The sequence below is a fragment of the Mesorhizobium sp. M0293 genome, assembly GCF_040321735.1.
GTDB lineage: Bacteria > Pseudomonadota > Alphaproteobacteria > Rhizobiales > Rhizobiaceae > Mesorhizobium.
In genome coordinates, this window is the sequence record NZ_JAMYSA010000082.1 from 1 (window position 1) to 17,931 (window position 17,931).

General features: G+C 63.3%; 16 protein-coding genes and 1 pseudogene. 8 read left to right on the plus strand and 9 right to left on the minus strand.

From position 1 onward, the window contains the following. The 3 genes and pseudogenes from NKJ06_RS25210 to olsB form a co-directional block, all read left to right on the plus strand. Window positions 1–281: pseudogene (locus NKJ06_RS25210) on the plus strand (oxidoreductase); the annotation flags it as partial. 143 nt (window positions 282–424) lie between these two features. After that, window positions 425–2,710 (plus strand): ATP-binding protein, encoded by a 2,286-nt coding sequence (locus tag NKJ06_RS25215; protein ID WP_352811010.1) that lies wholly within the window; start codon window positions 425–427, stop codon window positions 2,708–2,710. 181 nt (window positions 2,711–2,891) lie between these two features. Continuing rightward, entirely contained in the window at window positions 2,892–3,767 is an 876-nt protein-coding gene (gene olsB / locus NKJ06_RS25220) for a l-ornithine N(alpha)-acyltransferase (protein ID WP_352633198.1), read from the plus strand. Window positions 3,768–3,873: 106 nt separating this feature from the next. Here olsB and NKJ06_RS25225 read toward each other — a convergent pair whose 3' ends face one another. Then, window positions 3,874–4,506, minus strand: coding sequence for a trimeric intracellular cation channel family protein (locus NKJ06_RS25225; RefSeq protein WP_352633177.1), 633 nt, complete (start codon window positions 4,504–4,506; stop codon window positions 3,874–3,876). Window positions 4,507–4,604: 98 nt separating this feature from the next. Then, the gene (gene grpE / locus NKJ06_RS25230; RefSeq protein ID WP_352633178.1) at window positions 4,605–5,240 is read right to left on the minus strand and encodes a nucleotide exchange factor GrpE; all 636 of its coding nucleotides are present in this window, start codon (window positions 5,238–5,240) and stop codon (window positions 4,605–4,607) included. Window positions 5,241–5,479: 239 nt separating this feature from the next. Here grpE and NKJ06_RS25235 point away from each other — a divergent pair, with 239 nt between their 5' ends. The 3 genes from NKJ06_RS25235 to NKJ06_RS25245 all read left to right on the plus strand — a co-directional run bounded on the left by NKJ06_RS25235 (window position 5,480) and on the right by NKJ06_RS25245 (window position 7,398). Then, on the plus strand, window positions 5,480–5,680 hold the full coding sequence (locus tag NKJ06_RS25235; RefSeq protein WP_352633179.1) for a hypothetical protein: 201 nt from the start codon (window positions 5,480–5,482) through the stop codon (window positions 5,678–5,680). Between the two features lie 98 nt (window positions 5,681–5,778). Beyond that, window positions 5,779–6,159, plus strand: coding sequence for a hypothetical protein (locus NKJ06_RS25240; RefSeq protein ID WP_352633180.1), 381 nt, complete (start codon window positions 5,779–5,781; stop codon window positions 6,157–6,159). Between the two features lie 216 nt (window positions 6,160–6,375). Continuing rightward, window positions 6,376–7,398 carry a fatty acid desaturase gene (locus tag NKJ06_RS25245; RefSeq protein ID WP_352633181.1) on the plus strand — a complete coding sequence of 341 codons (1,023 nt, stop codon included), beginning with the start codon at window positions 6,376–6,378 and terminating at the stop codon, window positions 7,396–7,398. Window positions 7,399–7,527: 129 nt separating this feature from the next. On the opposite strand, the gene NKJ06_RS25250 is transcribed toward NKJ06_RS25245, so the two are convergent. From NKJ06_RS25250 to cysG, 7 genes are all read right to left on the minus strand, one after another. Next, complete coding sequence (locus tag NKJ06_RS25250) at window positions 7,528–8,148, minus strand: DJ-1/PfpI family protein (RefSeq protein WP_136618515.1); 621 nt, start codon at window positions 8,146–8,148, stop codon at window positions 7,528–7,530. Between the two features lie 192 nt (window positions 8,149–8,340). Continuing rightward, complete coding sequence (locus tag NKJ06_RS25255; protein WP_352633182.1) at window positions 8,341–9,948, minus strand: GMC family oxidoreductase; 1,608 nt, start codon at window positions 9,946–9,948, stop codon at window positions 8,341–8,343. 191 nt (window positions 9,949–10,139) lie between these two features. After that, window positions 10,140–10,673 carry a DUF934 domain-containing protein gene (locus NKJ06_RS25260; RefSeq protein WP_352633183.1) on the minus strand — a complete coding sequence of 178 codons (534 nt, stop codon included), beginning with the start codon at window positions 10,671–10,673 and terminating at the stop codon, window positions 10,140–10,142. Window positions 10,674–10,837: 164 nt separating this feature from the next. Next, on the minus strand, window positions 10,838–11,602 hold the full coding sequence (locus NKJ06_RS25265; protein ID WP_352633184.1) for a phosphoadenylyl-sulfate reductase: 765 nt from the start codon (window positions 11,600–11,602) through the stop codon (window positions 10,838–10,840). After that, window positions 11,577–13,247: a nitrite/sulfite reductase gene (locus tag NKJ06_RS25270; RefSeq protein WP_352633185.1), complete on the minus strand. Its 1,671-nt coding sequence runs from the start codon at window positions 13,245–13,247 to the stop codon at window positions 11,577–11,579. Before NKJ06_RS25270 ends, NKJ06_RS25265 begins: the two co-directional genes overlap by 26 nt. Before the next feature lie 43 nt (window positions 13,248–13,290). Beyond that, a complete protein-coding gene (locus NKJ06_RS25275; protein WP_352633186.1) occupies window positions 13,291–13,596 on the minus strand; it encodes a DUF2849 domain-containing protein in 306 nt (101 codons plus the stop codon). Beyond that, window positions 13,593–15,044 carry a siroheme synthase CysG gene (gene cysG, locus NKJ06_RS25280; protein WP_352633187.1) on the minus strand — a complete coding sequence of 484 codons (1,452 nt, stop codon included), beginning with the start codon at window positions 15,042–15,044 and terminating at the stop codon, window positions 13,593–13,595. The genes NKJ06_RS25275 and cysG overlap by 4 nt, the downstream gene beginning before the upstream one ends. A gap of 411 nt (window positions 15,045–15,455) precedes the next feature. Here cysG and NKJ06_RS25285 point away from each other — a divergent pair, with 411 nt between their 5' ends. Together NKJ06_RS25285 and ybaL are read left to right on the plus strand one after the other, a co-directional pair. Next, the gene (locus NKJ06_RS25285) at window positions 15,456–15,905 is read left to right on the plus strand and encodes a baeRF12 domain-containing protein (protein WP_352633188.1); all 450 of its coding nucleotides are present in this window, start codon (window positions 15,456–15,458) and stop codon (window positions 15,903–15,905) included. 224 nt (window positions 15,906–16,129) lie between these two features. Continuing rightward, entirely contained in the window at window positions 16,130–17,914 is a 1,785-nt protein-coding gene (gene ybaL / locus NKJ06_RS25290; RefSeq protein ID WP_352633189.1) for a YbaL family putative K(+) efflux transporter, read from the plus strand. The last annotated feature ends 17 nt before the right edge of the window (window positions 17,915–17,931 follow it).

A 17,931-nucleotide genomic window follows, 5' to 3' on the forward strand; every position in this document is an offset into this window, starting at 1 on the left:
CATCCTATGGCGGCGCGGTCGCCACCTGCGGGCTGGCCGGCGGCATGGACCTGCCGACCAGCGTCGCCCCCTTCATCCTGCGCGGTGTCTCGCTGCTCGGCATCGACTCGGTGATGGCGCCGAAGGCGGTCCGCCTCGAGGCATGGCGGCGCATCGGCACCGACCTCGATCTGCAGAAGCTTGCCAACCTGTCCAGGACCATCGGGTTCGACGGCATCATCGACGCCGCGCGCGACATCGTCGACGGCAAGATCCGCGGCCGCGTCGTCGTGGACATGTGAACCCGCTCGACCGCCGGAAAAGACGGACGGAATTGCCGCACCTGATGGCAAATCCGCCGCAGCTGCGGCAAAAAGCGCCCATCCGCTAAAATTCGAACGATCCGCCGCAATTTTCCATAATCTCTGTCTGGCAAGGATTTCGCATGATCGCGGAATCCGGCAGCCAAGGGGCGGACACTGACGACGACGTCGGTGCGGCGCCGACGTCGACGCGGCGCGTTGTCGCCGCGCCGCCGCGGGTGCCTGAGCCGAAGCCCGCCCGGCGCGAAGGCCTTCCGTTTCTCGCCTTCGTCGCCATCATCGTGCTGGCGGGCCTGGCGCATCTGACCGGGGCGCCGGTCTTCATCAGCATCGCATTGCTGGCCACCGGCCTTGCCGGCCTTGCCATAGATCTGCGCGTCATGCGGAGCGAACACCGCACCGCTGCCCTTCTCGACGAGACCACCGCCCGCAGCCGCGCCGAGATCGAGACACTGGCCGATCGCATGTGGGAAATGCAGGAGAGCGAGGAACGCTTTCGCGGCCTGATCGACGCGCTTGGCGACCTCGTCATTCATCGCGACCGCGACGGCTACATCGTCTATGCCAACAAGGTCTTCGCCGATCTCGTCGAAACCGATCCACGCGACCTTGCCGGCAAGACCCTGGCGGAACTCGGCATCGATGTCGGCGTCGTTCCCGATGCCGCCTTTTCCGACCACGAGTGCCTGAGTTCCACCGATGTCGCCATCCGCACGCCGAGCGGGCCGCGCTGGTTCTCGTGGATCGAACTGTCGGTACGCGAAAAGGACAGCGGCGCCGTTTCGCATCGCGCCATCGCCCGCGACATCACCGCCCGCAAACGCGCCGAGTCGTCACTGATCACCGCACGCGAACGGGCCGAATATGCCAGCCAGGCCAAATCGCGCTTCCTCGCCACCGTCAGCCATGAAATTCGCACGCCGATGAACGGCATCATGGGCATGGCCAGGCTGCTGGCCGACACCAGCCTGTCGCCGGAACAGCAGACCTATGTCGGCGCCGTCTCGACCTCGGCCAGCGCATTGCTTGCCCTGATCGAGGATCTGCTCGACTACTCCAAGATCGAAGCCGGGCGCTTCGACCCGGAGCCGCAGCCGATATCGGTGCGCGAGATCGCCGACAACATCATCGAATTGCTGGCCGCGCGCGCCTTCGCCAAGGATATTGGGCTGGGCTGTCATGTCGAACCCGACGTACCGCAGTTGATCACCGCCGATCCGGGCAAGGTCAGGCAGGTGCTGCTCAACCTTATCGGCAACGCCATCAAGTTCACCGACAGCGGCGGCGTGTTGGTGAGCGTTGCGCGTGCGCGCACGGAAACCACCGACCGCATATGCTTCACCATCGCCGATACCGGTCCGGGCCTGCATGATGAGGACCTGGACCGCATTTTCGAGGAGTTCGAGCAAGCCGACGGCACATCGACACGTACGCATGGCGGGGCCGGCCTGGGCCTTGCCATCTCCAAACGCCTGGTGGCCGCCATGGGTGGCACGATCTCGGTATCCAGCCGGCTCGGCCAGGGATCCGAGTTCGTCTTCGAGATCCCGGCGACGGCGGCCACCGAAGCGCCGCAAGGCCGGCAGAACGCACTCTCGGGCAGGCGCGCGGTGATCCTGTCGAAAAACGCCGTCGAGGCCGACGCCATCGCCCGCACCATCCGCGCCAATGGCGGCACGGTCGACATCGCCACCACCGCCGCGCAGGCCGCGCCCTTCGCCGCCGGCTGCGATGCGCTTCTGGTCGATGCTGCCATGGAAGAAAGCGACGGAAAGCTGCTCAAGCGCTTGCGCCAGAGTGGTTTTTCCGACTGCGAGGCCATCACGCTGATCGCGCCGACCGACCGTGGCATGCTTGGCGAGTTCCGCGCCAGCGGCTACGCAACCTTCCTGGCCAGGCCGGTGCGCGGCGGAACGCTTCTGCGTGTGCTGTTGAGCAGCCATGCCCCCGGCCTCGCCCAGCCGCAACCGGAAAAGCGTGGCGCACCGACGCTTCGCGCCGTCGGCAACCGCCAGCGGGGCCTGTCGGTGCTGATCGCCGAGGACAATGACATCAATGCCATGCTGGCCCGCGCCACGCTGCTGAAAGCCGGACATCGCGTCGAGGTGGTCGGCAACGGCAAGGCCGCCGTTGAGGCTGTCACGGGTGCCGGGCACAAGCATCGCTTCGACGTGGTTCTGATGGATCTGCACATGCCGGTCATGGACGGACTGGACGCGATTGCCGCCATCCGCCGCCATGAGGAAGAAACCGCCGTGCCGCCGGTGCCTATCATGGTGCTGTCGGCCGACAGCCAGGAAAAGACCCGCCATTCGGTGTTGGCCCATGGTGCCAGCGGCTTTGTCACCAAGCCGCTCGACCCTGAGGCGCTGGTCAATGCCGTCGAGGGACAGGTCGTCGCGGCCTGAGCTTTCCACCGCCCATTCCACGCTGCGCGCTCACGTAACGTAGCCGGTTGATCGGATTCGCCAGCCGACGAAGTATTGCCCGCGACGTCGTATCACGGTACTGTCACAATCCTGTTGCACCTACACCGTATCCCCGTGCCAAGAGGGATGGCTCGAAGGAGAATCACTCGTGCATACAGTTATGCCGGAATGTGACACTCGGCCGAACGCCAGCAGCGCCTTGCTCGCCGGACGTAACGTCGATTCCGTCATAAAGGGCGCAGCACTGGGCCGTATCGGCAACCTCGAAGTGCGGCTCGCCCGCAACGAGGCCGAGATCGCGGCCGCGCAGGAAGTGCGCTACCGGGTGTTCTACGACGAACTTGGCGCCAGGAAGGATCTTTTCCAGGCCCATGACCGCCGTGACGCCGACCGCTTCGATCCGCTCTGCGACCATCTGCTGGTTTTGGATACCACGCTTTCCGGCCCCGAACATCGCCGCATCGTCGGCACCTATCGACTGCTGCGGCAAGAAATCGCGGCCGCGGCCGGAGGGTTCTATTCCGAGGGTGAGTTCGAGCTGACCAAGCTCATCGCCCGTCATCCCGGCCAGCGCTTTCTCGAACTGGGCCGCTCCTGCGTTTTGCCGGAATACCGCTCGAAGCGCACCATCGAGGCGTTGTGGCAAGGTATCTGGGCTTACATCAACCATTACGAAATCGGTGTGATGACCGGTTGTGCTTCCTTCCACGGCACGGTGCCGGCGGCGCATGCCGAGGCACTCACCTACCTCGCCCATCACTGCCGGACGAATTCGGCCTGGGATGTCCGCGCGGTGTCCGGGCGTTACTGCTCGATGGACCTGATGCCGATCGAGGCGGTCAACACCAAGGCGGCGATCGCGGCAATGCCGCCCTTGGTCAAGGGCTATCTACGCGTTGGCGCTCGCATCGGCGATGGCTGCGTCATCGACCGCGAATTCTCGACGGTCGACATCTTCGTCGTCATGCCGGTCAAGGAAATCGGCGCCCGCTACGTCAACTATTATGGCGGGGAAGCCCAGCGCTTCGCGGCGTGATAGCGAATAGCGAATAGCGAATAGCGAATAGCGAATAGCGAGAACTACGCCGCAATCCTGCGGGCTGCTATCCCTATTCGCTACTCCCTATTCGCTATTCGCTCCTTCACGGAATATCTTCCGGCCGCCGGCCGGGTCGGCCCTTGTAGGACGGAAACGACCAGCCGAATTTGAGCGCGCCGCCGCGCACAAGGAACGCCGCCGCAAAACCGGCGAGGTCCGAGGTAAAAGGCGGCAGTCCGGCAAGATCGCCAAGTGTATAGAGGCCGGCACCCGCAAGGGCTGCCGTGACGTAGATTTCGGGCCTGAGCAGCACCGATGGCTCGCCGGCCAGGAGATCGCGCAGAATGCCGCCGAACGTGGCGGTGAGCACGCCGGTGATGACCGAGACGACCGGCGAACCGGTAATCGCCAGTCCCTTGGCGGCGCCCATCACCGAAAAGGCGGCGAGCCCGACGGCGTCGAGCCAGAGCAGCCATTTCCAGCGCGATTCGACACGATGCGCGCTGAAGAAGACCAGCACCGCAACCACGGCGCAGATCAGCACATAGCTGGAATTGGCGACCCAGAAAACCGGCAGGTTGAGGATGACGTCGCGAAGCGTGCCGCCGCCTATCCCGGTGACGCTGGCCAGGAACAGGAAACCGATAATGTCGAGCTGCTTGCGCGAAGCCGCAAGCGCTCCGGTCGCGGCGAAGACCGCGACACCGGCATAATCGAGAAGCGCGATGGGGTTCATGAAGTAGGGATTAGGGACTAGGCAGTATGAATAGCACGAAGCCGCGCGATTGATACGACTGCCCTAGTTTCCCTACTGCCTACTGCCTGTTCCCTACCTCACGCATCTTTCTCGGCCTGTTCATTGACAGGCCCCGGCTCGACCGGCGCTTCAGCGGCGGCAAGCTTCGGACCGCCCTTGGCGACGCCGACCATGGCTGGGCGCAGCACTCGATCGCCGATCGAATAGCCCGGCTGCACGACCTGGACCACGGTGTTGGCCGGAACATCCGGATTGGGCACTTCGAACATCGCCTGGTGGAAATTGGGATCGAACTTCTCGCCTTCAGGCGCGAGCTTCTTGACCCCGTGCCGTTCCAGCGCCGACAGCATGGCGCGCTCGGTCAAGTCGACGCCTTCGATCAACGCCTTGAAGCCGGCGTCACCCGACGCCTTGGCCTCGGCTGGAATCGCGTCCAGCGCGCGGCGCAGATTGTCCGACACCGACAGCATGTCGCGAGCGAAATTCGCGACCGCGTAGGTACGCGCGTCGTGCACGTCGCGCGCTGTGCGGCGACGCAGGTTTTCCATCTCGGCCGCCACGCGCAACGCGCGGTCCTTTAATTCTTCATTTTCCTTCAGCAGCCGCACAAGGGCTTCATAGTCGCCGTCGATGCTGCCTTCCGTGCGCTCGGCATTGGCCTCGGTCGCCTCGACTTCATCGGGCGCGCCTTCGTCTTTTGCCTGGTCGCTCATCGCCGTTTCCCGTCAATCTCGAATGATATGGATTTTGAGCCCGATATCGAGGTTTGGCGGCCAAAAATCAAGGGGTAAGCGATTGTGGGAGGCTGTCGGCCAAGGCTGGACAACGACGGCAAGACATTTCGATTTTAATTCAAACTTTACCCTAACCGCCGGCTTTGCTTGCCACAAAGGCGTGATGCGGGAACCATTCCCTTGCTGGAGGAGTTTCGAAGCCAACACAGGATTTTGAGATGATGACCCGTAAAAAGGCCGAAAAGGCAGAACGGCTGGCCGCCGAGGTCAGACGCCAGTTCGGCGCCGAGGCGATCACCCGCTTTATGCGCACCTTGCCCGCCTTCCGCACCGAGGCCGACATTCCTGACCGATTCAGAAAACTGCTCGACCGCCTCGACGTGGCGGAGAAAAGTGACGTCAGCTGGCGCCGACGGTAACGAGACAGCCGATCTTGGCAGCAACCCTCTATCAGCAATAGCCTGAGTGAGCCGAACCATCTAAGGATAGATGTGTTGAGGTTCAAATGGAGGACGTAATGCGCAAGGTTTCGGTCACCTCATTGTTATCGGCGCTTGTCGGCCTCGGCGCCGTCACCCTGGTGGCTTTTCCGGCACAAGCAGACAATCTGCAGCTGCAACTGGGCAAACATGGCCCGCGGCTGAAGCTCATGGAAGATTGCAATCCCGCCTATGACGATTGCGAAGGCCCTCGTCGCGATGATCGACGCGACCGCCGTCAGTCACGAGGCTGCACGGAGGACCGCGCTCTCGACAAGGCGGAGCGAATGGGCATCCGTCGGGCAAGGATAGAGTCCTTCGGCCGCCGGCAGATCACGGTCCGCGGTAGACAGGATGGCGACCGCGTACGCGTGACTTTTGGAACCGAGCGCGGCTGTCCCATCCTTGATCGCGACTAGGGATCGGCCCAAAACTGGAAAACTCGATGCTCGAACGACCAAGAGAGCATCGGGTTCCCGAACGACTGGGCTTGAAAGCCCGCCGCTTCAAGGAAGAGCCATCAAGCGGGTCGAGCTGCCGTTGGTGGGCTCGACAGCCAGCCACGCGACAATTACGCACAGTAATTTTGCGTGATCTTGTCTTGCGGTGGTGGGACACCCCGCCTATGCTTCCTGATGAACATGATTTCCCCTGAGGCGGTCGCCAACAGCAAGCGCGCCTGGCTAAAGATTCTGGCGCGCTACAAGAAGCCTGACAGGCGGCGTAGCGCCGTCGAGCTCGCCATCACTCTCATTCCGTTCACTGTGCTCTGGGGACTGTCCTCGGCGGCCTATGCCTATGGCCATTGGTGGGGACTGATCCTGATCCTTCCCGCGGCCGGGTTTCTGGTGCGCATCTTCATGATCCAGCACGATTGTGGCCATGGCTCCTTCTTCGCCAATCGATACGCGGACGACTGGATCGGCCGCGCTCTCGGCATCCTGACGCTGACACCCTACGACTGCTGGCGGCGCGCTCACGCGACGCACCATGCCAGCGCTGGCAATCTTGACGAACGCGGCATGGGCGACATCAGGACGCTGACCGTTGCCGAATACCGGCAGATGTCATGGCGAGGCCGCCTTGCCTACCGTCTCTATCGCCACCCGCTGGTGATGTTCGGGCTCGGGCCGATCTGGCTGTTCATCTTCGAGCAAAGGCTGCCCGTCGGCATGATGCGCGGCGGGCTGACACCCTGGGTGTCGTCGATGACCACCAATCTTGGCATCGCGATTGCAGCAGCAATCCTCATCTGGTTCGTCGGCCCCGGCGCGTTCCTGGTGGTCCATCTGCCGATCGTCATCCTCGCCGGTTCGGCCGGCATCTGGCTGTTCTACGTCCAGCATCAGTTCGAGGAAACGGAATGGGCAAAGGACGCCGACTGGGAATTCCAGCACGCCGCCCTGCATGGCTCATCCTATTACGACCTGCCGCCGGTGCTGAACTGGCTCACCGGCAATATCGGTGTCCATCACGTCCACCACCTCTCGGCCAAGGTTCCGTGCTACCGGCTGCAGGAAGTGCTGCGGGATTATCCGGAACTGCGCGGCATCGGCCGCGTCACGCTGCTCGAAAGCCTGCGATGCGTCAAGCTGGCGCTATGGGACGAAAACCGCCGGAAGCTGGTGTCGTTCCGCGAGGCGCTGGCGGCGGCCTAAGCAATTCCAGGAAAAATGTGAAACGGTTTTCCCGGGAAAAGCGCGTAACGCTTTCCCTGGGGAATTGCGCCAAAACAAGAAAATAAAGACCGCCGCGTCATGGACGCGGCGGCTTTGCAAACTCTCGGATCATGCCGCCTGGCGCTCGTCGCGCATCAGGATCTCGCCATGGCGGATCTCGGTGCCCAGCACCTTCAGGCATTCGCGGATGAAATTGGACAGGCCCGGCCAGCCCTTGGCCGAAACGAGATTGCCGTCGACATGGGCGCCAGTCGGCGCGACATCGATATAGATACCACCCGCGAGCGTCACCTCCGGCTCGCAATAATGGAGCGCGGCGACTTCCCGGCCCCGCACCACGCCATCGACAGCGATCAGGATCTGCACGCCATGGCAGATGGTGAAGATCGGCTTGCCGGCCTCGTGGAAATGCCGCACCAGCGCCTGCACCCGCTTGTCGATGCGGATGTATTCCGGACCACGCCCGCCCGCCGCATAGACGGCGTCGTATCCGGCTGGATCCACCTCGGAAAACGTCTTGTTGAGAATGTAGTCGTGGCCGAGCTTTTCGGTGTAGGTCTGGTGGCCTTCGAAGTCGTGCAGCGACGTTTTCAATATATCGCCCGCCTTCTTGTCCGGACAGACGACATGGACCGTATGGCCAACCGCATGCATGGCCTGCTCAAAGACGAAAATCTCATACTCCTCGCTGAACTCACCAACGAGCATCAGTATCTTCTTGCCAGCCATTCCGGTTCCTCCCTTGTGGCTCCATTTATTTTGGATCGCGAAATAATGACCCTATCCTAAGGGCACGATGGCGAAAGGGAAAGCGCAAATCGCAAAACTGGTAAGACCAGATTGACCGGTCTGTAATCGGCATCGCCGCAAGGCCGCTCGCAGAAACCAAAAACGGCACCATTGGTTCGACCAGAATTTTGGTCAGCGGGCAGCCTTGATCATGTCAGCCGCCTTTTCCGCGATCATGATGGTCGGCGCATTGGTGTTGCCGCCGATCAGCGCCGGCATCACCGAGGCGTCGACAACCCGCAAGGCCTGCATGCCACGCACACGCAGCTGCGGATCGACCACGGCCATATCGTCGATACCCATCTTGCAGGTACCCACAGGGTGATAGACGGTATCGGCGCGGGCGCGGATATGGGCCATCAGCTCGGCATCGCCCGAAACGCCGGCGGTGTAGATTTCCTTGTTGCGGTATTTGGCCAAGGCCGGCGCCTCCAATATGCCGCGCATCATTCTGACACCCCTAAGCAACAAGTCGGCGTCGCGTTCGTCGGACAGGAAGCGCGGATCGATGCGCGGTGGCGCCAACGGATCCGGCGCCGACAGCCCGACCTCGCCGCGCGAATGCGGCCGTAGCACGCAGACATGACAGGAAAAGCCATAGCCCATATGCAGCTTGCGGCCATGATCATCGACGATGGCGATACAGAAGTGCAGTTGCAGGTCCGGCCGGTCGATCGCCGGGTCGGATTTGAGGAAGGCACCACCCTCGGCATAGGGTGTGGCGATCATGCCGCCGCCATCCTTGCGCCAGCGCCGCAGGTGCCGCAGCAGGCCCGGCAGACCGCGCAGTCCGATGCCCATCATGTCGGCATCCTTCGATGTCCAGCCCATGATGAAATCGAGATGATCCTGCAGGTTCTTGCCGACGCCCGGCAACTCATGGACGATCGGAATTCCGTGCGCTGCAAGTTCGACAGCCGGGCCGATCCCGGACAACAACAAAAGTTGCGGCGAACCAAAGGCACCACCGCAGACGATGACCTCCCGCCTGGCCCTGACAACGGCTTCACCCTTGCCCAAGCGGTAGCGCACGCCGGTGGCCCGCTTGCCGTCAAGGACGATGCCCGTGGCGTGCGCTCCAGTGATGACGGTAAGGTTTGGCCGATCCATAGCCGGATGCAGATATGCGGCGGCCGCCGAGCAGCGTTCGCCGTTGCGGCCTTCGCCCCAGAATTGCGTGACTTGATAAAGCCCGGCCCCTTCCTGTTCGACCCCGTTGAAATCATCGTTGCGACGGATCTGGTTTTCGCCACAGGCCTCGAGAAAGGCCCGGGAGAGCGCACGCGGCTCCTGCTGCTCGGCAACCCGCAGCGGCCCGTCGCCGCCGCGCAGAGCGTCAGCGCCGCGCTGGTTGCCTTCCGCGCGCCGGAAATAGGGCAGCACCTCGTCCCACGACCAGCCGTCGCAGCCGAGATCGGCCCATTCGTCATAGTCGCTGCGGTGGCCCCTGACATAGAGCATGGCGTTGATGGCGCTGGAGCCGCCCAGCGCCTTGCCGCGCGGCTGGTAGCCCTTGCGGCCGCCAAGGCCTTGCTGCGGCACCGTCTCGAAGGCCCAGTTGTTGATTTTCGGCCGGCCGGGCAGCAACGCAATGACGCCTGCCGGGGCACGGACGAGCAGATTTTTGCCCTCGCCGCCGGCTTCGATCAGGCAGACCGTTTTCGATGGATCTTCGGAGAGCCGCGCGGCAAGCGTGCAGCCGGCGGACCCGCCACCGGCAATGACATAGTCGAAGTCCATGGTCCCCTCCGGTTGGAGCGCCGCGCGTCCAAAGGACGCGCAAAGGACGCTCCAAGACTCTTGAAACTATGCATGGTCCTTTCCGAAAGCTTTGCTTTCGGGGCCATGCACCCGGCGGATATTTCCGTACGGATGGTCCCAGAGAAGGCCCGATCAGAGCCGATGTAAAGACGTCGGAAATTACCGCTGCGTCAGCTGTTGCGAATGCGGCGCCAGGAATATTTTGGGCCCTTGGGCTCCGATACGGCGGCCGGCTGGTAGTAGAGCCCCAACCCGCCGGTACGTCCCCCCTCCAGCCGCTTCAACAGCACCGGATTCGAAATCTCGAACTCGTCGAAGCCAAGCCGCAGCATATGCGGCAACTGGTCGACCAGAACCTGACCGGTGGCGCGCACCGCGCCCTCGAAATGATAGCGCCCGCGCAGCAGTTCGCCCTTGGAGAAGGAGCGGCCATCGCTGAAGGCCGGGAAGGCCAGTGCCACCAGCGACAACTGGTCGAGGAGGTCGGCGATCTTCTCGAGTTGATCGCCCGGTTGCAGCACGACGCCGAGCCGTTCCTTGGCCGAACGGCGCACCTCCGGCTCGAGATCGAGAAACGCCTGCAGCGGCAGGATGAAGCGACCGTTGCCGGAAAGCGCATCCGCGTTTTCGGCATGAGCCCACTCATCCTCGCGAAAACCTTGAGGGGTCCAGAGCCGGATCTCCGGCGTCGTCGGTTCAGTCATCAAAAATCCTAAAGTCCCAAAGAATCCCAGGTCCTAGGGCGTGTCGAGATTCAGGTCAGGCCGGGCCGAAAATGGTGGCTTCCGAGAACCGGAGCGTACTTTTGGGTACGTGAGCACCGGAAGAGGAAACCGCCATTCGCAGGCCGGCTGAATATCAACATACCCTATAGTGATGCGTCGGTCAGCGACTTCTCCAGTCCCGACAGGTGAATGCCACACTCGGTCTTGGCATGGCCGGCCCAGCGGCCGCTGCGCGCGTCCTCGCCCGGCTGCACCGGCTGCGTGCATGGGAAACAGCCGATCGACAGATAGCCATAGGCGACCAGCGGATTTTCGCGCAGCGCATGCACGCGCATATAGTCGGCCTGATCCGATGTCGTCCAGTGCGCCAGCGGATTGATACGAATGCGCGGACCGACGGCCTCGAACACCGGAAGCGCTGCCCGCGTCGCGGCCTGGAAGCGCTTGCGGCCGGTGAACCAGGCGCGGAAAGGTGCAACGCCACGCGCCAGCGGCTCGACCTTGCGCACGTCGCAGCAGGCATCGGTGTTGCTCTGATGCAGATTGCCCGTCGGATCGATCCGTTCGAGCGCCGCTTCCTCGGGCTTTATCACCCTTATATTGGTCAGCCCGAAATCGGCGGCAAGCGCGTCGCGATAGCCGAGCGTCTCCTCGAAATGCTTGCCGGTGTCGAGGAAGATGACAGGCAACGCCCGATCGATCTTGGCGATCATGTGCAGCAGCACAGCCGAATCCGCGCCGAACGACGACACCGCCGCGATCTCGTCGTGAAACAGGTCGCGGGCCGAGCGTTCGATGATCTCGAGCGGGTTCAAATGACCGTAAAGCGCATCAAGCCCCGCCGCCTTGGCGGCGATGCCGTCATCGACGTCGGTGATACGGTCAAGCGGCCTTGGCTTCGCCAGCATAGAGCGCCTCCTTGAACGGCGCGGGACCGACTCGGCGGTAGGCGTCGATGAATTTCTCTTGTGGGTCGAGCCGAAGGCCGAGATAGGTCTCGACGATCTGCTCGATGGCGTCGGTGATCTCTTCCGACGAGAAGCCGCGGCCGATGATCTCGCCGACCGAGGTATTCTCATCGGCCGAGCCGCCCAGCGTCACCTGATAGAGTTCGGAGCCCTTCTTCTCGACGCCGAGGATGCCGATGTGGCCGACATGGTGATGGCCGCAGGCATTGATGCAGCCGGAGATCTTCAGCTTCAGTTCGCCGATCTCGCGCTGCCGCTCCAGCGAGGCGAAGCGGCGCGAGATTTCCTGCGCGATCGGGATCGAGCGCGCCGTGGCCAGCGCGCAGTAATCGAGCCCCGGGCAAGCGATGATGTCCGATATCAGGTTGGAATTGGCCGTCGCCAGGCCAATGCCGACCAGCGCATCATAGACCGCCTTGAGGTCGACGCGCGCCACATGCGGCAGGATCAGATTCTGCTCATGGCTGACACGCAGCTCGTCGAAAGCATATTTTTCGGCGATGTCGGCGACCGCTTCCATCTGGCTGTCCGAGGCGTCGCCGGGCACCTCGCCGATGCCCTTGAGCGAGATCGTCACCGCAGCGTAGTCGGGATGGCGGTGCGTCACGACATTCTGGTCGAGCCATTCCGAGAACCCCTTGGAATCCAGACGCGCCAGCTTGACCGCCTGGTCGCCTTCCGGTCGGTCGGCGAGTTCCGGCGGCGCGAAATAAGCTTCGATGGCACGAATATCGGCTTCCGGCAGCTTCAGCTCGGCGTCCTTCAACTCATGCCACTCGGCCTCGACCTGGCGGGTGATTTCCTCGACGCCGGTCTCGTGGACGAGGATCTTGATGCGCGCCTTGTACTTGTTGTCGCGGCGGCCATAGAGGTTGTAAACGCGCAGGATCGCCGTGCAGTAGGACAGAAGGTCGGCTTCCGGCAGGAAGTCGCGGATCTTGCGGGCGACCATCGGCGTGCGGCCCTGGCCGCCGCCGATATAGACGGCGAAGCCGAGTTCGCCGGCGGCGTTCTTCTTCAGGTGCAAGCCGATATCGTGGGTCTGGATGGCAGCGCGGTCGCGCTCGGCTCCCGTCACCGCGATCTTGAATTTGCGCGGCAGGAACGAGAATTCCGGATGCACCGACGACCACTGGCGCAGGATTTCCGCATAGGGGCGCGGATCGGCGACCTCATCGGCGGCGGCACCAGCGAAATGGTCGGCGGTGACGTTGCGGATGCAATTGCCGCTGGTCTGGATGGCATGCATCTCGACGCTTGCCAGATCGGCCAGGATCGCCGGAATGTCCGACAGCGCCGGCCAGTTGAACTGGATGTTCTGGCGTGTGGTGAAATGGCCGTAACCCTTGTCGTATTTGCGGGCGATGTGGCCCAGCATGCGCAGCTGCTTGCCGTTCAGCGTGCCATAGGGCACCGCGATGCGCAGCATATAGGCGTGCAGCTGAAGATAGACGCCGTTCATCAGCCTGAGCGGCCGGAACTGGTCCTCGGTGATCTCGCCGGCAAGGCGGCGCTGGACCTGGTCGCTGAACTCGGCGACGCGGGCCTGGACAAAATCGTGGTCGAACTCATCGTAACGGTACATGCTTCGTCTTTCAGGGCGCGTCCGCCCATGCCTGGTGTCTTGGTTATGCTGCCCAAGTCGCCTGCTTGGCAGCCTGCTTGCCGAGATCGTTGCGGATGGTCGGGCCCGCGGCGCGGATTTTCTCGCGCAACCGCACCGGCTCGACGAGCCCGTTGACGACATCGGCATCGATCAAATTCACGTCGACCACTTCATTGGCGGCATAGGCCTTGGCGCCGATCGCCTCGAGGCGATCCTCAGCCGCCTTGTCATGGGCGAGGTCGGCATGGTCCACCGTCTCGGCCCAGCCGCCATCGGCGTACCAGACGGCAATGCCGTCGGTCAGGCGGTTGGCGGTCAGAATCTTCATGACTGAACTCCTTCGGCGGCCGAACTGGACGCGCCTTCATGTCTGTGTGCCGCGAGCGGCTCGGACCGTTCAAAGTTGGCGCCGGCGACCGCATCGCCGATGATGGTCATGACCGGGCCGGAAAGATCGGCGCGCGCTTCCAGCGACGGCAGGTCGGCAAGCGTGCCGTGGAACCGGCGGCGGTTGGCAAGGCTGGCATTCTCGACCACGGCCACCGCCGTATCCGGCGACAACCCGGCCTCGATCAGCCGACCGGCAACCTCGGCCGCCACCGAGCGGCCCATATAGACGGCGACGGTGGCGCCCGAAATGGCGAGCTTGGCCCAGTCGGGCAGCGAATTGCCCTTGAGGTCGTGGCCGGTGGTGAACACCATCGATGAGGAAACGCCCCGCAAGGTCAGCGGCAGTTCGAAATCGGCGGCGGCGGCGAAAGCCGCGGTGACGCCCGGAACCACCTCATAGGCGATGCCGGCATCACGCAGTGCCGCCATCTCTTCGCCAGCCCGGCCGAACACCAGCGGATCGCCCGACTTCAGCCGCACGACACGCTTGCCTTCACGGCCAAGTTCGACCAGCAGCGCATTGATCTCAGCCTGGCTCTTGGTGTGACAGCCCTTGCGCTTTCCGACCGGCAGACGCTCGGCATCGCGGCGGCCCATGGCAACGACCGCCTCCGGCACCAGCGCGTCATGGACGATGACATCGGCCTCCATCAGCAGACGATGGGCGCGGAGGGTCAGAAGATCCTCGGCGCCCGGACCGGCGCCGACCAGGGCGATGTGGCCCAAACCCGGCGCATTCGACAGCAGGAGATCGACGGTAGCGTCATGCGCCTGCGAAAGCTGGCCGGCTTCAGCCGCGCGGGCAGGAGCACCAGTGAAAAAATCGTTCCAGAAGCGACGGCGGGCATTGCCTTTCGGCAGCAGCTTTTCAGCAGCTCCGCGAAACGACGCCGCGAGCGTTGCCAGCGGCCCGAGCGACGGCGACAGCATGCGGTCGATGCGGCCGCGCAGCATCTGGGCAAGCACCGGGCCGGCGCCTTCGGTGCCGATGGCGATGGCAACCGGCGCGCGGTTGACCAGCGCCGGGGTGAAGAAATCGCAGAGTTCCGGCCGGTCGACGGCATTGACCGGAATTCCCAGCCGGCGCGCATCCGCGGCCACGCGGCGATCGAGTTCCTCGTCGCCATTGGCCGCAAACACCATGACCGCGCCTTCGAGCTGCGGCGCGTCGTAAGCAGCGGCAAAATGGTTCGCACCGGTCTGGGCGATGAAGGCCGACAGGTCGGGCTCGGCATGTTCGGCGACGATGCGCAAGATCGCGCTGGACTGTCCGATCAGCCGCGCCTTGGCCAGCGCCTCTTCACCGCTGCCGACAATGGCCACAACTTGCCCCTCGACCCGCATGAAGACGGGGAAGGCGTTGAGTTTGGGTGCAGTGTACGACATGGGCGCGAGCGGAATCCTGAACAGGCTTGCAGTTCTACGCGCGAGCGCGAGAAACCAGAAGGAACGCACTCGCGCATCGCCCGTCGGGATGCAATCGCTTTTCTGAAAGCATCCCAGCCAAGAGAAAAATATTTCTCATCGACGGACAGAGCGGATTCAAGCTGCTGTCGCAGGCCTTGATTTACAGCTCTTTTAGCGCCCGACGAGAAATGCCGCAAAACAGTTTTTTCTAAATTCTACCAATTTAGTAGATTAAAGCCGCAGACATTGGATAACCCAAATGTACAACGCAGTGATGGTCCTGGTTGGAACATTACTGCCTGGGGACGCGTTCCCCGAAAGGCCTGTCACGTCAGATGGAAATCCGGTCGCGGCACGATGCCCGAGCGGTCCAAAAAGGAGCCTGTCATCATGAGCACAATCAACCTGAAGCACGGCACATGGGTTTTAGTGGCCGATGGCGAAAAGGCGCTTTTCCTGAGGAATGCCGGCGACAACAAATATCCGAACCTCGAGGTCGTGCAGGAAATCGAACAGGATAACCCGCCCACCCGCGAGCAAGGCAGCGACAGCCCGGGCCGATATAATAATGGCCCCTCCGTGCATCGCAGCGCGGTCGAGGATACGGACTGGCACCGCTTCGGCAAGGAGCGTTTCGCCGATGAGATTGCTGACCGGCTCTACAAGCTCGCTCATAGCGGCGAGTTCAAGGAGATCGTGCTTGTCGCACCACCGATGGTGCTTGGGACAATGCGCAAGAAGCTTCACAAGGAGGTCGAGGACAAGGTGACCGCCGAAATTCCCAAGACACTGACCAACCACGCCCTATTCGAGATCGAGGCCCTGCTGCGGGCAGCCTGATCGTTGTGAGCAAATCGCGCCGGACCGAGGCGGAATACCATCGAGGAAATGCAAATCGGGCCGACGGCTTCCTCGGCCGCCGGTCAAGTTTTTGCGGCCGCACCGTCGATTTCATGGCTTTGCGGGTTGCATCGCCGACGCCCCATCCACCATATTGCAAACAGGCGGCGGCTTAGGGTGGCGCCCATCCGACATCGCTGGTTTTGAAAGGCGCTCCATAGACAATGCCGCATGACACGCCCCTTATCGCAACCATCGTCGCCGGTCTGGGGCTGGCTTTCGTCTTCGGCGCGCTCGCCAACCGCTTCCGCATTCCGCCACTGGTCGGCTATCTCGTAGCCGGCGTGCTGGTCGGGCCGAACACGCCCGGCTTCGTCGCCGATGCCGGCCTTGCCAACGAACTGGCCGAAATCGGTGTCATTCTCCTGATGTTCGGCGTCGGGCTGCACTTCTCGCTGAAGGATCTGTTGTCGGTACGCGCCATCGCCGTGCCCGGCGCCATCGTCCAGATCGGCTTTGCCACAGCACTCGGTGCCGGGTTGTCGTGGATGCTCGGCTGGTCGATGGGCGCCGGATTGGTGTTCGGCCTGGCGCTGTCGGTTGCCTCGACCGTGGTGTTGCTGCGAGCCTTGCAGGAACGCCGCCTGATCGAGACAGAGCGCGGCCGCATCGCCGTCGGCTGGCTGATCGTCGAGGACCTGGCCATGGTGCTGGCGCTGGTGCTGCTGCCGGCGCTCGCCGGCGTGCTCGGCGGCCAGGAGCAGGCCGACGCCCATGCGAGTGGCCTGCTGTCGCTGCCGGCCAGCTACGGCATCTGGGGCGTCGTCGGCATCACGCTGGCCAAGGTCGCCGCTTTCGTCGTCGTCATGCTGTTGGTCGGCCGCCGCGTCATTCCCTGGATCCTGCACTATGTCGCTCACACCGGCTCACGCGAGCTGTTCCGGCTGGCGGTGCTCGCAATAGCGCTCGGCGTCGCCTTCGGCGCGGCAAAACTGTTCGGGGTCTCGCTGGCGCTGGGCGCCTTCTTCGCCGGCATGATCATGAGCGAGTCCGAGCTTAGCCACCGCGCGGCGGAAGAATCGCTGCCGCTGCGCGATGCCTTTTCCGTGCTGTTCTTCGTCTCGGTCGGCATGCTGTTCGACCCGTTCAGCCTGATCAGCAATGGCTGGCCGATCCTGGCGACGCTGGCCATCATCGTCATCGGCAAATCGTTGGCGGCGTTCGTCATCGTCGTTGCCTTCGGCCATCCCCTGGCCACCGCGCTGATGATCTCGGCAAGCCTTGCTCAGATCGGCGAATTCTCCTTCATCCTGGCCGAACTCGGCGTCGGGCTGAAACTATTGCCCGAACAGGGCCGCGACTTGATCCTGGCCGGCGCCATCCTGTCGATCGTCCTCAACCCGCTGATGTTCCTCGCCATCGACTGGATGAAGCCCTGGCTGGAGCGGCGCGCCGCCAGGACGGCACCGCCGGCCGAGGCAAAGCCGGTTGGTCCAGCGACGGAACCGGGCCAGGTGGCCTCTGTTGCAGCCACGACGAAGGGGGAAGACGGGCCGCCGCCCAGGACAACCCTCACCAACCATGCCATCCTGATCGGTTATGGCCGCGTCGGCAGCCTCGTCGGTGCGGCGCTGAGAGAGGCCACCCTACCCTTCCTCGTCGTCGAGGATGCCGACAAGACACTGGTCAGGCTGAAGGCCGACGGCATAGAGACCGTCTCCGGCAATGCGGCCAATGCCGAAGTGTTCGCCGCCGCCAATCCTGAGGGTGCCAGGCGGCTGATCCTGGCCATCCCCAATGCCTTCGAGGCCGGCCAGATTGTTTTGCGGGCACGCGCCGCCAATCCCGGCATCAACGTCATCGCCCGCGCCCATTCCGACGCCGAGGTCGAGCACCTCAAGGGCCTCGGCGCAGATACGGTGATCATGGGCGAGCGCGAAATCGCCCGCGGCATTGTCGAAGAGGTGCTTGGCCACAAGCTGGAGGCTGCTGAACCATCCGCGGCCTGAGCCGACCCTGTTCGCAG

Excerpts from the sequence above, each read along its gene's own strand:
- cysG (WP_352633187.1), bottom strand. The coding sequence starts at position 15,044 with ATGTCGTACACTGCACCCAAACTCAACGCCTTCCCCGTCTTCATGCGG.
- ybaL (WP_352633189.1), top strand. The coding sequence starts at position 16,130 with ATGCCGCATGACACGCCCCTTATCGCAACCATCGTCGCCGGTCTGGGG.
- NKJ06_RS25235 (WP_352633179.1), top strand. The coding sequence starts at position 5,480 with ATGATGACCCGTAAAAAGGCCGAAAAGGCAGAACGGCTGGCCGCCGAG.
- NKJ06_RS25225 (WP_352633177.1), bottom strand. The coding sequence starts at position 4,506 with ATGAACCCCATCGCGCTTCTCGATTATGCCGGTGTCGCGGTCTTCGCC.
- NKJ06_RS25215 (WP_352811010.1), top strand. The coding sequence starts at position 425 with ATGATCGCGGAATCCGGCAGCCAAGGGGCGGACACTGACGACGACGTC.
- NKJ06_RS25245 (WP_352633181.1), top strand. The coding sequence starts at position 6,376 with ATGAACATGATTTCCCCTGAGGCGGTCGCCAACAGCAAGCGCGCCTGG.
- olsB (WP_352633198.1), top strand. The coding sequence starts at position 2,892 with ATGCCGGAATGTGACACTCGGCCGAACGCCAGCAGCGCCTTGCTCGCC.
- grpE (WP_352633178.1), bottom strand. The coding sequence starts at position 5,240 with ATGAGCGACCAGGCAAAAGACGAAGGCGCGCCCGATGAAGTCGAGGCG.
- NKJ06_RS25265 (WP_352633184.1), bottom strand. The coding sequence starts at position 11,602 with ATGCTGGCGAAGCCAAGGCCGCTTGACCGTATCACCGACGTCGATGAC.
- NKJ06_RS25250 (WP_136618515.1), bottom strand. The coding sequence starts at position 8,148 with ATGGCTGGCAAGAAGATACTGATGCTCGTTGGTGAGTTCAGCGAGGAG.
- NKJ06_RS25260 (WP_352633183.1), bottom strand. The coding sequence starts at position 10,673 with ATGACTGAACCGACGACGCCGGAGATCCGGCTCTGGACCCCTCAAGGT.
- NKJ06_RS25275 (WP_352633186.1), bottom strand. The coding sequence starts at position 13,596 with ATGAAGATTCTGACCGCCAACCGCCTGACCGACGGCATTGCCGTCTGG.
- NKJ06_RS25240 (WP_352633180.1), top strand. The coding sequence starts at position 5,779 with ATGCGCAAGGTTTCGGTCACCTCATTGTTATCGGCGCTTGTCGGCCTC.
- NKJ06_RS25255 (WP_352633182.1), bottom strand. The coding sequence starts at position 9,948 with ATGGACTTCGACTATGTCATTGCCGGTGGCGGGTCCGCCGGCTGCACG.
- NKJ06_RS25285 (WP_352633188.1), top strand. The coding sequence starts at position 15,456 with ATGAGCACAATCAACCTGAAGCACGGCACATGGGTTTTAGTGGCCGAT.
- NKJ06_RS25270 (WP_352633185.1), bottom strand. The coding sequence starts at position 13,247 with ATGTACCGTTACGATGAGTTCGACCACGATTTTGTCCAGGCCCGCGTC.